Origin of the sequence: Pseudomonas sp. A-RE-22 (assembly GCF_019956035.1) — a bacterium.
Taxonomy (GTDB): domain Bacteria; phylum Pseudomonadota; class Gammaproteobacteria; order Pseudomonadales; family Pseudomonadaceae; genus Aquipseudomonas; species Aquipseudomonas brassicacearum.
This window is the reverse complement of the sequence record NZ_JAHBCZ010000003.1, coordinates 142,209-157,235: the sequence shown is the minus strand read 5'-3', so window position 1 is coordinate 157,235 and position 15,027 is coordinate 142,209. Positions and strand designations below refer to the sequence as shown.

General features: G+C 64.4%; 10 protein-coding genes. 6 read left to right on the top strand and 4 right to left on the bottom strand.

The window, feature by feature from the left end:
- The 5 genes from KGA89_RS02335 to nagE form a co-directional block, all read left to right on the top strand.
- A partial coding sequence (locus KGA89_RS02335; RefSeq protein ID WP_223470417.1) for a GntR family transcriptional regulator occupies window positions 1-705 on the top strand: 705 nt, incomplete at its 5' end.
- Between the two features lie 17 nt (window positions 706-722).
- A complete protein-coding gene (gene nagA, locus KGA89_RS02330; protein ID WP_003205247.1) occupies window positions 723-1,829 on the top strand; it encodes an N-acetylglucosamine-6-phosphate deacetylase in 1,107 nt (368 codons plus the stop codon).
- A complete protein-coding gene (locus tag KGA89_RS02325; RefSeq protein ID WP_003205249.1) occupies window positions 1,810-2,832 on the top strand; it encodes an SIS domain-containing protein in 1,023 nt (340 codons plus the stop codon). Before nagA ends, KGA89_RS02325 begins: the two co-directional genes overlap by 20 nt.
- A gap of 51 nt (window positions 2,833-2,883) precedes the next feature.
- Entirely contained in the window at window positions 2,884-5,397 is a 2,514-nt protein-coding gene (gene ptsP, locus KGA89_RS02320; RefSeq protein ID WP_223470416.1) for a phosphoenolpyruvate--protein phosphotransferase, read from the top strand.
- Between the two features lie 33 nt (window positions 5,398-5,430).
- The gene (gene nagE / locus KGA89_RS02315) at window positions 5,431-7,146 is read left to right on the top strand and encodes an N-acetylglucosamine-specific PTS transporter subunit IIBC (protein ID WP_223470415.1); all 1,716 of its coding nucleotides are present in this window, start codon (window positions 5,431-5,433) and stop codon (window positions 7,144-7,146) included.
- Between the two features lie 250 nt (window positions 7,147-7,396).
- Here the strand turns inward: nagE and KGA89_RS02310 are convergent, their stop codons facing one another.
- Window positions 7,397-7,708, bottom strand: a complete 312-nt coding sequence (locus tag KGA89_RS02310) for a YqfO family protein (protein ID WP_003205254.1) — start codon at window positions 7,706-7,708, stop codon at window positions 7,397-7,399.
- A gap of 4 nt (window positions 7,709-7,712) precedes the next feature.
- Window positions 7,713-11,609 carry a phosphoribosylformylglycinamidine synthase gene (gene purL / locus KGA89_RS02305; RefSeq protein WP_003205256.1) on the bottom strand — a complete coding sequence of 1,299 codons (3,897 nt, stop codon included), beginning with the start codon at window positions 11,607-11,609 and terminating at the stop codon, window positions 7,713-7,715.
- A gap of 288 nt (window positions 11,610-11,897) precedes the next feature.
- Between purL and mltF the strand changes: the two genes are divergently transcribed.
- The gene (gene mltF, locus KGA89_RS02300; RefSeq protein WP_003205258.1) at window positions 11,898-13,358 is read left to right on the top strand and encodes a membrane-bound lytic murein transglycosylase MltF; all 1,461 of its coding nucleotides are present in this window, start codon (window positions 11,898-11,900) and stop codon (window positions 13,356-13,358) included.
- Between the two features lie 91 nt (window positions 13,359-13,449).
- On the opposite strand, the gene pdxJ is transcribed toward mltF, so the two are convergent.
- Window positions 13,450-14,193, bottom strand: a complete 744-nt coding sequence (gene pdxJ, locus KGA89_RS02295) for a pyridoxine 5'-phosphate synthase (protein WP_003205260.1) — start codon at window positions 14,191-14,193, stop codon at window positions 13,450-13,452.
- A 49-nt stretch (window positions 14,194-14,242) separates the two neighbouring features.
- Window positions 14,243-14,932 carry a DNA repair protein RecO gene (recO, locus tag KGA89_RS02290; protein WP_003205262.1) on the bottom strand — a complete coding sequence of 230 codons (690 nt, stop codon included), beginning with the start codon at window positions 14,930-14,932 and terminating at the stop codon, window positions 14,243-14,245.
- Between the last annotated feature and the right edge of the window lie 95 nt (window positions 14,933-15,027).

The following is a 15,027-nucleotide window of genomic DNA, read 5'->3' as shown; positions in this document are numbered from 1 at the left end:
GACGACACCCAACCCACCCCGCTCTACCTGCAACTGGCCCGCAACCTGGAGGCCGCTATCCACGCCGGCCAGTGGAAAGCCGAGCAAGCAATGCCCTCCGAACGCAGCTTGAGCGAGCAACTGGGCATTTCCCGGGTCACCGCCCGCAAAGCGCTGGAAGTACTGTTCGAACAAGGCCTGATCCGCCGCAACCAAGGCTCGGGAACGTTCATCACCCCGCGCCTCGAACAACCGCTCTCGCGCCTCAGCGGGTTCAGCGAAATGCTCCGGCTCAAAGGCTTCGTGCCCGGCTCCCAGTGGCTGGAGCGGGAAATCACCCCGCCAACCCACGAAGAACTGATTCGCCTGGGCCTGTCACCCACTGACAAAGTCGCCCGGCTCAAACGGCTGCGCAAGGCCGACAACACGGTCATGGCCATCGAGATGAGCACCCTGCCCGCATCAATCATTCCCAAGCCACAGGCGGTGGGCGATTCGCTTTATGAATTCCTCGATGGCATCGGCAAACCGGTGGTGCGCGCCCTGCAACACATCCAGGCCATCAACGCCTCGGACGAGTTCGCCGCCCTGGTGGGCATTGCCCCCGGCACCGCAATGCTACTGATGACCCGGGTCGGCTACCTGGAAGACAACACGCCCATCGAAGTCACCGACACCTATTGCCGCAACGACTACTACGACTTTGTCGCAGAGCTGCGGCGCTAGACGACCAGAGAATCCCAATGTCCGAAGACAACATCCTCACCGCCAACGGCTGGATACGCGGCCGCCTGGTCCACGAACACGGCAAGGTCGTGTCCGTCGAAGGCCAGCCCTGCGACCCGGCGAGCAACGACCTGCCCTACCTGCTGCCCGGCTTCATCGACCTGCATGTGCACGGCGGCGGCGGCAAAGACATCATGGAAGGCGCGCCAGCGTTCGAAACCATTGCCCGCACCCACGTGCGCTTCGGCACCACGGCGCTGCTCGCCACCACCATGACCGCGCCGAGCGAAGAAATCGCCAGCGTACTCAAGGCCCTCGGTGAGTTCTGCGAACAGCGGCCCAGCGGCAGCGCACGCGTGCTGGGGGTGCATTTGGAAGGCCCCTATATCAACCCCGGCAAACTCGGTGCCCAACCGAATTTCGCCCACACCGCGTTGATGGCCGAAGTGGAGGCCTACCTGGCCCTGGCACCGATCCGGGTGATTACCATCGCACCGGAAATCGCCGGGCACGACGCCTTGATTCGCGCGCTCAGCGCCCGGGGCGTGCGCATGCAGATCGGCCATACCCTGGGCAGTTACGAAGAAGGCGTCGCGGCACTGGCGGCCGGGGCCAGCAGTTTCACCCATTTGTACAACGCCATGAGCCCGTTGCATCACCGCGAACCGGGCATCGTCGGCGCGGCTCTGGCCCATGCCCGATATGCCGAGTTGATTCCCGATTTGCTGCACGTGCACCCCGGTGCCATGCGCGTGGCCTTGCGTGCGATCCCGTGCCTGTATTGCGTCACCGACTCCACCGCCGCCGCCGGAATGCCCGACGGCGAATACAAGCTGGGCAGCCACACCGTGACCAAATGCCTCGGCGGTGTGCGCCTGGCCGACGGCACGCTGGCCGGCAGCACCCTGACCATGGACCAGGCCCTGCGCAACCTGGTGAAGATCGGCCTGCCCCTCGCCGAAGCCTCGCAACGCCTGTCGCAATTCCCCGCCGACTACCTCGGCCTGCCCGAGCGCGGACGCCTGCAACCCGGCGCCTGGGCTGACTGTGTGCGCCTTGATCGTGCCCTGAACCTGATCGACGTGATGGTCGAAGGAGAAGCCATTGACTTCCAAAATGCTTGAAGAGGCCCTGGCCTCGTCCGCCGCCGTCGAGCGCCAATTGCGGCTATTGGACCCCGCCCTGCAGGAAATTGCCGGGCGTCTGCGCCGCCAACCGCCGCAAGTGGCGATGACCGTGGCCCGTGGCAGCTCCGACCACGCCGCCAGCTACTTTGCCTACCTGACCATGCAACAACTGGGGTTGCCGGTGGCGTCGCTGCCGATGTCGGTGGTGACCATGCAGCAGGCGCCGCTGAAGGTCAGCGGCCAGGTGGCGTTCGCATTCTCCCAATCGGGGCAAAGCCCGGACCTGGTGAACAGCCTGCGCCTGTTGCGCAAGCGCGGCGCGTTGAGTGTGGCGATGGTCAACGCAGAGGACTCTCCGCTGGAGGCGGCCTGTGAATTCAGCGTGCCCTTGTGCGCCGGCATCGAAAGCAGTGTCGCCGCGACCAAGAGTTTCATCGCCACTCTCAGCGCCAGCGCGCGTCTGGTGGCCCATTGGAAAGACGATGCAGAATTGCTCGAAGCCGGCACCGCGCTGCCCGAAGGCCTGCGCGATGCCGCGAGCCAGGATTGGAGCGCCGCCGTCGAGGCCCTGCGTGACGGCCAGCGCTTGATGGTCATCGGCCGTGGCGCCGGGTTCGCCATCGCCCAGGAAGCCGCGCTCAAATTCAAGGAAACCTCAGCGATCCAGGCCGAAGCCTTCAGCAGCGCCGAGGTCCGCCACGGGCCGATGGCACTGATCGATGCAGATTACCCGCTGTTGGTGTTCGCCCCGCGCGGCGCCGAGCAGGCTGGTGTGTTGAGCCTGGCCGCCGACATGCGCCAACGCGGCGCCCGGGTGCTACTGGCCGCGCCCGATGACATCGCCGAGCGCAACCTGACGCTGTCCCGCGCCGAACACCCGGCCCTGGACCCGATCCTGGCGATCCAGAGCTTTTACCGCATGGCCGCCAGCCTGGCTGAGGCCCGAGGCCTGGACCCGGACCAGCCACGGCACTTGAGCAAGGTCACCCGGACCCACTGAACCGACAATCCTTTAACGCAAGGTCAACGAAATTACAAAGAGAGCGAGCCCATGCCCAACAACAATAAAGAGCTGACCCTCAGCGCCCCGCTCAGCGGGCCGGTGCTCACCCTCGCCAACGTCCCGGACGCGGTGTTCGCCAGCGGCGCCATGGGCGACGGGATCGCCATCGATCCGCTGAACGACACCCTCTACGCCCCCTGTGACGGCGAGGTGATCCACGTCGCTCGCACCGGCCACGCCGTGACCCTGCGGGCCGACAACGGCGCCGAACTGCTGCTGCATCTGGGGCTGGACACTGTCGAATTGCAGGGCGACGGTTTTTCCATGCTGGTCAAGGAGGGCACGCGGGTCAGCAACGGCCAGGCGCTGCTGCGTTATGACCTGGACAGCGTGGCACAGCGCTGCAAAAGCCTGGTCAGCCTGCTGATCATCACCAATGGCGAGCACTTCCAGGCTCGGCCGATTACCCTCAAAGGGGTCAAGGTCGGCGAGCCGTTGCTGCACATCGTCAGCAAGACACCGGGTGAAACACGCGACGATGAAGCGGACGTCGGCATCGAAGTGTTCGGCCAGATCCGCATCGCTCATCGAGGCGGCCTGCACGCGCGGCCGGCCGCCTTGGTTCGCCAGACCGCCCAAGGCTTCAAGAGTCGCTCGCACCTGCACTTCAGCGGTCGATTGGCGTCCTGCGACAGTGTGATGGGCATGATGGGCCTGGCGATCACCGAACAGGCCGAAGTGCACGTCAGTTGCCGTGGCAGCGATGCCGAGGCGGCGTTGCAAGCGCTGCTGAAAACATTATCCACAGCCCTGGCCGAAGAGGCCCATGCCGAGGCACCGCCGGCCAAGGCGCCCAGCCGTAGCGCCGAAGACGGTGTGCTGCACGGCGTATGCGCCGCGCCCGGCCTGGTCAGTGGAGCGCTGGTTCACCTGGAAGGCATTCAGTTGCCCGAGGATGTCGGGGGTCACGACGTCGCAGAACAACGGCAACGGCTTCGCGATGCCTTGGCGCAGGTCAGTCGCGAGATCCAATTGACCCTGGACAACGCCAAGGCCCGGCGCCACGTCGATGAGCAAGCGATCTTCAGCGCCCACTTGGCATTGTTGGAAGATCCGGTCCTGCTGGACGCCGCCGACCTGTCGATCGAACAAGGTTGCGCCGCGCCCCACGCTTGGAGCCGCTCCATCGACGAGCAGTGCCAAGTGCTGCGGCAACTGCAAAGCACGCTGCTGGCCGAGCGCGCCAATGATTTGCACGACTTGCGCCAGCGGGTCTTGCGGGTGCTGTTGGGGGAAGCCTGGCAATTCGACGTACCGGCGGGCGCCATTGTCGTCGCGCAGGAACTGACCCCATCGGACCTGTTGCAACTCAGCGCCCAAGGCGTGGCCGGTGTGTGCATGGCCGAGGGCGGCGCGACGTCCCACGTGGCGATCCTGGCCCGTGGCAAAGGCCTGCCCTGCCTGGTGGCATTGGGCGAGGCACTGCTTGCACAGGCACCGGGGCAATCGGTGGTGCTGGACGCCGACGGCGGCCGCCTCGAACTCACGCCAACCGCCGAGCGCCTGGCGCAGGTGCAGCAAGCACAGACCCGACGCACAGCCCTGCGCGCCCAGCAACAGACCCTCGCCCACACGCCGGCGCGAACCGTCGATGGGGTGGAGGTTGAAGTTGCCGCTAACGTCGCCTCCAGCGCCGAAGCCAGCCAGGCCTTTGCCAACGGCGCCGATGGCGTTGGCTTGCTGCGCACCGAGTTTCTCTTCGTCGACCGCCACACTGCCCCCGACGACGAAGAGCAACGCCAGGCCTATCAGGCCGTGCTCGATGCCATGGGCGACAGGCCAGTGATCATCCGCACCATCGACGTCGGTGGCGACAAACAATTGGATTACCTGCCGCTGCCGGCCGAAGCCAACCCGGTGCTCGGCCTGCGGGGCATTCGCCTGGCCCAGGTGCGCCCGGAACTGCTGGATCAGCAATTGCGAGCCCTGCTGCAGACTCGCCCACTGCACCGCTGCCGGATTTTGTTGCCGATGGTTACCGAGGTTGACGAACTGCTGCACATCCGCCAGCGTCTCGACGCCTTGGGTGCCGAACTCGGCCTGAGCGAACGCCCGCAACTGGGGGTGATGATCGAAGTACCAGCCGCCGCCCTGCTGGCCGAGCAACTGGCCGAGCACGCGGACTTCCTGTCCATTGGCACCAACGACCTGTCCCAGTACACCCTCGCCATGGACCGCGACCACGCCGGCCTCGCCGCCCGGGTCGATGCCTTGCACCCGGCGCTGTTGCGACTGATCGCCCAGACCTGCGCTGGCGCCGCCAAGCATGGGCGCTGGGTTGGCGTATGCGGGGCCTTGGCTTCCGATCCCCTGGCCACACCGGTGCTGATAGGCCTGGGCGTACGGGAGCTGTCGGTCAGCCCGCCGCAGGTCGGCGAAATCAAGGACCGCGTGCGTCACCTCGATGCCGCCCAGTGCCGCCGCGTCAGTACCGATTTGCTGAACCTGGCCAGTGCCGCCGCCGTGCGCCAGGCCTGCCATCAACACTGGCCCCTGGGCTGAGCCACGTCGGACAACAATAAAAGGAGAGACGCCATGTACCAGCATTTCATTGAAGGGCTGCAACGCCTCGGCCGGGCGCTGATGTTGCCCATCGCGATCCTGCCGATAGCCGGCCTGCTGCTGCGCCTGGGTGACACGGACCTGTTGAATATCGCGATCATCCACGATGCCGGCGAAGCGATTTTCGCCAACCTGCCGATGATCTTCGCCATCGGCATCTCTGTGGGTTTCGCCCGGGACAACAACGGCACGGCGGGGCTGGCCGGGGCCATCGGTTACCTGGTGATGATCGCGACGCTGAAGGTGCTCGACGCCAGCATCAACATGGGCATGCTCGCCGGGATCATCAGTGGTCTGCTGGCCGGCGCGCTGTACAACCGCTTCAAGGACATCAAGCTGCCGGAGTACCTGGCGTTCTTTGGCGGCCGACGCTTCGTGCCGATTGTCACCGGCTTCAGCGCCGTCGGTCTCGGCGTCGTGTTCGGCCTGATCTGGCCGCCGATCCAGCACGGCATCAACAGCTTCGGCGAGCTGCTGATGGCCAGCGGCAGCTTCGGCGCGTTCGTCTTCGGTGTATTCAATCGGTTGCTGATCGTCACCGGCTTGCACCACATCCTCAACAACATGGCCTGGTTCATCTTCGGCAGCTTTACCGACCCGACGACCGGGGCGGTGGTCACCGGGGACCTGACCCGTTATTTCGCCGGCGACCCCAAGGGCGGCCAGTTCATGACCGGGATGTTCCCGGTGATGCTCTTCGGTCTGCCCGCGGCGTGCCTGGCGATGTACCGCAACGCCCTGCCCCAGCGACGTAAGGTCATGGGCGGGATCCTGCTGTCCATGGCGCTGACCTCGTTTCTGACCGGTGTCACCGAACCGATCGAATTCGCCTTCATGTTCCTTGCGCCGCTGTTGTACCTGGTCCACGCGCTGCTCACCGGCCTGTCGATGGCGGTGACTAATCTACTGAACATCCACTTGGGCTTTACCTTCTCCGGCGGTTTCATCGACATGGTCCTGGGCTGGGGCGAATCCACTAACGGCTGGCTGGTCGTCCCGGTGGGCCTGGCCTACGCGGCGATCTATTACCTGGTGTTCGACTTCTGCATCCGCCGCTTCGACCTGAAGACGCCGGGGCGCGAAGAGGTACCGGCGGGCGACAAACCGGCCATCGCCGAAAACCAGCGGGCCGCTGCCTACATCCAAGCGTTGGGCGGCGCTGACAACCTGATCACCCTCGGCGCCTGCACCACGCGCCTGCGACTGGACCTGATAGATCGCAACAAGGCGTCCGACGCCCAGCTCAAGGCCCTCGGCGCCATGGCCGTGGTCCGCCCCGGCCACGGCGGCAGCCTGCAGGTGGTGGTGGGGCCGATGGCCGACAGCATCGCCGATGAAATCCGCTTGGCGTTGCCCTCTTCCGAACGGCCAGCCAGCGCATCCGTGGCCGAAGTGGTTGCGTCTGCCCCACCGGCTGTCGTCTCCGAAGCCGAAGCGCAACAATGGCTCGCGGCCCTGGGCGGTGGCGGGAATGTGGTGCAGCTCGATTGCGTGGCGATGAGCCGTTTGCGCGTGCAACTGGCCGATGGCAAAGGGTTGTCGGAAAGCCAGCTCAAGGCGCTGGGTTGCCAGGGGGTCAGCTCGCTGGAGGATGGTGTGTGGCACTTGTTGCTAGGGGAAAAAGCGCCAGGGTTGTGGCGGGCGTTGGAGGCGGTGGTGCCGAGTCGTCAGGCGGGTGTCAAAGCCTGAGTTTTCGTTGCCTGAAAGTACGCCATCGCGAGCAAGCTCGCTCCCACAGGGTTCGGTGTCGATCACTTGTTTTGTGAACGACACCCATCCACTGTGGGAGCGAGCTTGCTCGCGATGGGGCCTGTACACACCCCACAACTATATCTGACACAGCGCAATCCCCGTGGCGAGGGTTCATGTACACAGAATCACGGGCAATAAAAAACCCGCTGAATCCATCAGCGGGTTTTTCATTTCAAGCGCCAGAGGATCAGAAATCCTCCAACCGCCACACTTCATACGCCGGTGTCTCGTAGGGATGGCTGTGCTTCAGCGCCTCCACCACTGGGCGGATCAACTCATCGGCCACCACCAGTTCCACCTTCCATTCCTCGACCTGCTCGACCTGCCCTGCTTCGCCAATGAACGGCTGGCTGCCGTCCAACGGGCGAAACTGGCCCAGGCCCAACACTTGCCAGGCGCAGTGGTCATAGTCGCCGATTCGCCCGCCACCGGCAGCGAATACGGCGTTTTTGACCACGTCCAGATGGCTGGCCGGAACGAAGAAGCAGAGCTTGTACACCGCCTTAGTTCACCCAGACGCGGGCGTTGCGGAACATGCGCATCCATGGCGCGTCTTCGTTCCAGTCGTCCGAACGCCACGAGTTCTGCACCGCGCGGAATACACGCTCGGGGTGCGGCATCATGATCGTGACGCGGCCGTCGCGGCTGGTCAGGCCGGTGATCCCGCGCGGCGAGCCGTTCGGGTTGGCCGGGTAGGTTTCGGTGACCTTGCCGTGGTTGTCGACGAAGCGCAGCGACACACAACCGGACAAGTCGGCCTCGAGCAACGCTTCTTCGCTTTCGAATTCCGCGTGGCCTTCGCCGTGGGCGATGGCGATCGGCATGCGCGAACCGGCCATGCCCTGCAGGAAGATCGAATTCGACTCCTGCACCTGGACCATCGCCACGCGGGCTTCGAACTGCTCGGAACGGTTACGCACGAAGTGCGGCCAGAACTCGCTGCCCGGGATCAGCTCGTGCAGGTTGGACATCATCTGGCAACCGTTGCACACGCCGAGGGTGAAACTGTCGGTGCGTTCGAAGAAACCCTGGAACGCATCGCGGGCGCGGCTGTTGAACAGCGCCGACTTGGCCCAGCCTTCACCGGCACCCAACACGTCACCGTAGGAGAAACCGCCGCAAGCGACCATGCCCTTGAAGTCGTTCAGGTCGACACGACCGGCGAGGATGTCGCTCATGTGCACGTCGATCGCGTTGAAGCCGGCGCGGTCGAATGCCGCCGCCATTTCCACCTGACCGTTGACGCCCTGCTCGCGCAGGACCGCCACTTGTGGGCGAATGCCTTTCTTGATGTAGGGCGCGGCCACGTCGTGGTTGACGTCGTAGCTGAGCTTGGCGCTCAGGCCCGGGTTGTCTTCTTCCAGCAGCGCGTCGAATTCCTGCTCGGCGCAATCGGCGTTGTCGCGCAGGCGCTGGATCTGGTAGCTGGTTTCCGCCCACTGGCGCTGCAACAGGCTGCGCTGGCCTTCAAAGACGGTGTCGCCATTGAAGGTGATGTTGATGTGGGCGTTGTTGATCGGCTGGCCGATCACCGAGACGCAGTCGGCCAGGCCAGCTGCGCTGAACTGGGCGAGGATGTCCGGGGTGGCGTCCTGGCGAACCTGGATCACCGCGCCCAACTCTTCGTTGAACAGGATGGCCGGGATTTCGGCCTTGGACTCGGCAACGCTGTCGAGGGTCAGGCTCAGGCCGCAGTGGCCGGCAAAGGCCATTTCCACCACGGTGGTCAGCAAACCGCCGTCGGAACGGTCGTGGTAGGCCAGCAGGTGACCGTCGGCGTTGAGACCCTGGATGACGGCGAAGAATGCCTTCAGGTCTTCGGCATCATCGACGTCCGGCGCTTGCGAGCCGAGCTTGCCGTGCACCTGGGCCAGGATCGAGGCGCCCATGCGGTTCTGGCCACGGCCCAGGTCGATCAGGATCAGATCGGTGGTGCCCTTGTCCATGCGCAGTTGCGGGGTCAAGGTCTGGCGGATGTCGGTGACCGGGGCGAAACCGGTCACGATCAGCGACAGCGGCGAAGTCACGCTCTTGTCCACGCCTTCGTCGTTCCAGCGCGTGGCCATGGACATGGAGTCCTTGCCCACCGGAATGGTGATACCCAGCTCAGGGCACAGCTCCATGCCGACAGCCTTGACCGTGTCGTACAGGCGGGCGTCTTCACCCGGGTGACCGGCGGCGGACATCCAGTTGGCCGACAGCTTGATGTCGGAAATCTTGCCGATGCGCGAAGCCGCAATGTTGGTCAGGGTCTCGCCAATCGCCATGCGGCCCGACGCCGGGGCGTCCAGCAGTGCCAGCGGTGTGCGCTCGCCCATCGCCATGGCTTCACCGGTGTAGACGTCGAAGCTGGTGGCGGTCACGGCCACGTCAGCCACCGGCACCTGCCACGGGCCGACCATCTGGTCACGGGCCACGAGGCCGGTGATGGTGCGGTCGCCGATGGTGATCAAAAAGCTCTTGCTCGCCACGGCCGGGTGATGCAGCACGCGCTCGATGGACTCGGCGAGGTCGAGGGTCGACGGATCGAAATCGTCGCCCAGCTCGGCTTCGCGAACGGCCGAACGGTGCATGCGCGGGGCCTTGCCCAGCAGCACTTCCAGCGGCATGTCCACCGGGCTGTTGCCGAAATGGCTGTCGGTGACGGTCAGTTGCGGCTCGGCGGTGGCTTCACCCACTACCGCGAACGGGCAGCGCTCGCGCTCGCAAATAGCCTTGAAGCGCTCGAAGTCCGCCGGGCCGACCGCCAGGACGTAACGTTCTTGGGACTCGTTGCTCCAGATTTCGTGCGGGGCCATGCCCGGCTCGTCGTTTGGAATGTTGCGCAGTTCGAAGCGGCCACCGCGGCCACCGTCGTTGACCAGTTCCGGGAAGGCGTTGGACAGGCCGCCCGCGCCGACGTCGTGGATGAAGCTGATGGGGTTGTGGTCACCCAACTGCCAGCAACGGTCGATGACTTCCTGGCAACGGCGTTCCATTTCCGGGTTTTCCCGTTGGACCGAAGCGAAGTCCAGGTCCGCCGAGCTGGTGCCGGTGGCCATGGAGGAAGCGGCGCCGCCGCCCAGGCCGATGAGCATGGCCGGGCCACCGAGGACGATCAGCTTGGAGCCGACCAGGATCTCGCCTTTCTGCACGTGTTCGGCGCGGATGTTGCCCATGCCACCAGCCAACATGATCGGCTTGTGGTAACCACGGACTTCCTCACCACGCGGGGTGGTGATGGACTGTTCGAAGGTACGGAAATAGCCGGTCAGGGCCGGACGGCCGAATTCGTTGTTGAACGCCGCGCCCCCCAGGGGACCTTCGATCATGATGTCCAGGGCGTTGACGATGCGCTCAGGCTTGCCGTACGGCTTTTCCCACGGCTGTTCGAAGCCCGGGATCTGCAGGTTCGACACGGTGAAGCCGGTCAGGCCGGCCTTGGGCTTGGCACCGCGCCCGGTGGCGCCTTCGTCGCGGATCTCGCCACCGGAACCGGTGGACGCGCCCGGGAACGGGGCAATCGCCGTCGGGTGGTTGTGGGTCTCGACCTTCATGAGGATGTGCACCGGTTCCTGGACCGCACCGTACTGGCGGGTCTCAGGGTTCGGGTAGAAGCGACCGGCAACGTTGCCGACGATCACCGCCGCGTTGTCCTTGTAGGCCGACAGCACACCTTCGTTGTGCATCTGGTAGGTGTTCTTGATCATGCCGAACAGGCTTTTTTCCTGGTCCTGGCCATCAATGTCCCAACTGGCGTTGAAGATCTTGTGGCGACAGTGCTCGGAGTTGGCCTGGGCGAACATCATCAGTTCGATGTCGTGCGGGTTGCGCTTCAAGCCCTGGAAGGCGTTGACCAGGTAATCGATCTCGTCTTCAGCCAGGGCCAGGCCCAGCTCGACGTTGGCTTTTTCCAGCGCGGCACGGCCGCCGCCCAGTACATCGATGGCGGTCAGTGGCTTGGGTTCGGCGTGGCTGAACAGGCCGGCGGCCTGCTCCAGGTTGCCCAGGACGACCTGGGTCATGCGGTCATGCAGACCGTCGGCGATCAGTTGGGCCTCGGCCTCGCTGAACTCACCGGCGACATAAAAGGCAATACCGCGCTCCAGACGCTGGACTTTCGCCAGGCCGCAGTTGCGGGCGATATCGCTGGCCTTGCTCGACCATGGCGAAATGGTGCCGAAACGCGGCAGCACCAGGAACAGGCGACCGGCCGGCTCCTGGACAGGAACACTGGGACCGTACTTCAGAAGGCGCGCAAGCACCTGCTGTTCGTCGCCGGTCAAACCGCCGGTGACTTCGGCGAAGTGAGCGAATTCAGCATACAAGCCACTGACAGCCGGAACCTTCTGGCTCAGTTGCTCAAGGAGTTTGCTGTGGCGAAAGGCAGAAAGGGCAGGAGCGCCGCGCAGGATCAACATCTTCGGGACAGCCTCGGGAAGGGGGTGTGCTTTGAGGCCGTGCATTCTAGCCTAAACCGCCGCCAACGGCACCCGAAACGGCACGCGCGGTGCTGGCCGAATGTCGGTCTTTGCGCACACGGCGCAATTGGACACCCGCGCCAAGGTTTTCGCAGAGTTATTTTTCAGCGACGCAAAGCCCTGCGCACCCCGGCCGGCCGGTGCTGCGGACATGTTTTGCAATGGCTAGCAGACTGGCCATTTGCTGTCGAGATATGGCGGTAGGGGCCGTTTGCGTATACTGCGCAGATGTTTTCCCCAACGGCTTTGCGTCCGCGATATGCCAGATGGCTGATCGCAACCGGACTCTTCCTGGTGCTCAGTGGTTGTGTTGAGAAACCCAACACACTGGAGCGCGTAAAGGAGGATGGCGTGCTGCGGGTGGTTACCCGAAACAGCCCCGCCACCTACTTTGAGGATCGTAACGGTGAAACCGGCTTCGAATACGAGCTGGTGAAGCGCTTCGCCGACGATTTGGGGGTGGAACTGAAGATAGAGACCGCCGACAACCTCGACGACCTCTTCAGCCAGATCGGCAAGCCCAACGGTCCGGTATTGGCCGCCGCGGGCCTGGTCAGCAGCGAACAGCGCAAGAAGCAGGTGCGGTTTTCCCGCTCCTATCTGGAAGTCACCCCGCAGATCATCTACCGCAACGGCCAGTCACGCCCGACCGACGCCGCCGCCCTGGCCGGCAAGAAAATCATGGTGCTCAAGGGCAGCACCCACGCCGAACAGCTGGCACAGTTGAAGCAGCAGTATCCGGGCATCGAATACGAAGAATCCGACGCGGTCGAAGTGGTCGACCTGTTGCGCATGGTCGACGAGGGCCAGATCGACCTGACCCTGGTGGACTCCAACGAAGTGGCGATGAACCAGGTGTACTTCCCCAACGTGCGCGTGGCTTTCGACCTGGGCGATGCCCGCAGTCAGAGTTGGGCGGTCGCCCCCGGCGAGGACAACAGCCTGCTCAACGAGATCAACAGCTACCTGGAAAAGGTGCAGAAGAACGGCACCTTGCAGCGCCTCAAAGACCGCTATTACGGGCACGTCGATGTCCTCGGCTACATGGGCGCCACCACATTCGCCCAGCATTTGCAGCAACGGCTGCCCAAATACGAACAGCACTTCAAGGCCTACGCCAAGCAAGAGAAAGTCGATTGGCGCCTGTTGGCCGCGATCGGCTATCAGGAATCGCTGTGGCAACCGGCGGTCACGTCCAAGACCGGCGTGCGCGGCCTGATGATGCTGACCCAGAACACGGCCCAGGCCATGGGCGTGTCCAACCGCCTGGATCCGAAGCAGAGCATCATGGGCGGTGCCAAGTACCTGGCGTACATGAAGGACCAACTGGACGAAAGCATCGAAGAGCCCGACCGCACCTGGTTCGCCCTCGCCGCCTATAACGTGGGCAGCGGTCATCTGGACGACGCCCGCAAACTGGCGGCCAAGGAAGGGCTGAACCCGAACAAGTGGCTGGATGTGAAAAAAATCCTGCCGCGCCTGTCGCAGAAACAGTGGTACAGCAAGACCCGCTATGGCTACGCCCGCGGTGGCGAGCCGGTGCATTTCGTGGCGAACATCCGTCGCTACTACGACATCCTGACCTGGGTGACGCAGCCACAGCTTGAAGGCAACCAGGTGGCCGAGGGCAACTTGCACGTGCCGGGTGTCGACAAGAGCAAGCCTAGCCAGGAATCCCCGCAGCTCTGACAGCCAGACACAACCCTTAATCTGGGGGGGGACCTGTGGGAACAGGTGCCTGTGGGAGCAAAGCTTGCTCCCGCAGGATGTGGTGGCAGGGTCAGGGTTTGGCGGCAGCCAGGATCAACGCTTTCATTTCCGCTACCGCCGACTTGAACCCGACGAACAACGCATGGGCCACCAGCGCGTGGCCGATGTTCAGCTCGTTGATGCCTTTGATGGCCGCGACGGCTTCGACGTTATGGTAGTGCAGGCCATGGCCGGCGTTGACGATCAGGCCCTGGGCCAGGCCACAGGCGACGCCATCGGCGACCCGTTGCAGCTCATCGGCCACATCCGTGGGGGTCTGGGCATCGGCGTAACGGCCGGTGTGCAGTTCGATGGCCGGCGCGCCAACACGCTTGGACGCCTCGATCTGCCGTTCGTCGGCATCAATGAACAGCGACACCTCGGCGCCGATCTTCGACAGGCGTTCCACCGCCATGCTGATCCGCGCCTCCTGCCCCGCCACGTCGAGGCCGCCTTCGGTGGTCAGCTCCTGGCGCGTCTCCGGCACCAGGCAGATGTGCGCCGGGCGGATGCGCTCGGCGAACGCCATCATTTCTTCGGTCACGCCCATCTCGAAGTTCATGCGGGTTTGCAGCACATCCTTGAGCAGCAGCACGTCCCGCTCCTGGATGTGACGACGGTCTTCACGCAGGTGAACGGTGATGCCGTCGGCGCCCGCCTCTTCCGCGTCCAGTGCGGCCTTGACCGGATCCGGGTAACGCGTACCGCGGGCCTGACGCAGGGTGGCGACATGGTCGATGTTCACGCCGAGAAGAATGCGATTGCTGGTGCTCACGAAAAGGCTCCTGAATGGGCAAATGGTCGGCCCACAGCATACGGGTTGATCAGGGCTTGCGAAACAACTCGCGACTGACCAGTGGCCGTCCGCCCAGATGCACAGCCAGGGCCTGGCGCATCAGCCGCTTGGCTGCCGACAAGGCGCCCGGCGCACTCCAGTCGGCCTCGGCCATGGCCAGCAGCTCGGCACCGTTGAACAACCCCGGTTGCAGCAGGTAGACCTGCTCCAGGCCGGCATCCACCTGCAAGCGGTACAGGCCATCGGCGGCGATGGGTTCGCCGTGCAGGTCAGTGTTCAGGGCGAAGCCATAGCCCAGGTCATCCAGCAGTCGCCATTCGAAGGAGCGCAGCAGCGGCTCCAGCGGCCGGCCTTCAGCCAGCGCCAGCAGCGTGGCGGCGTAGTGGTCGAAGACGGCCGGGTGGGGATCTTCGGCGGGCAGCAGGCGGATCAGCAGTTCATTGAGGTACAGGCCGCTGAACAGCGCCTCACCATTGAGCCACGCCGCAACGCCATTGCTTTCCATGCGCCCGACATTTTTCAACTCGCCCCGGCCACGGAACTCGACTTCCAGCGGCACGAACGGCCGCGCCAACGTCCCGGCCTTGCCCCGCGCCCCACGCAACACCGCCCGCAGCCGCCCTTGCGGCGTGAGGAAGTCCACCAGGGCGCTGCTTTCGCGGTAGGCGCGACTGTGGAGGACGTAGGCGGATTGGCCGGTGGGTTGGGTTGGGGGCATGGGAATCAGAGTTCTCAATGAGTAATGCGATTTTACTGACAACCACAAACCACTGTGGGAGCGAGCCTGCTCGCGATGAGGGACTGATATTCAAC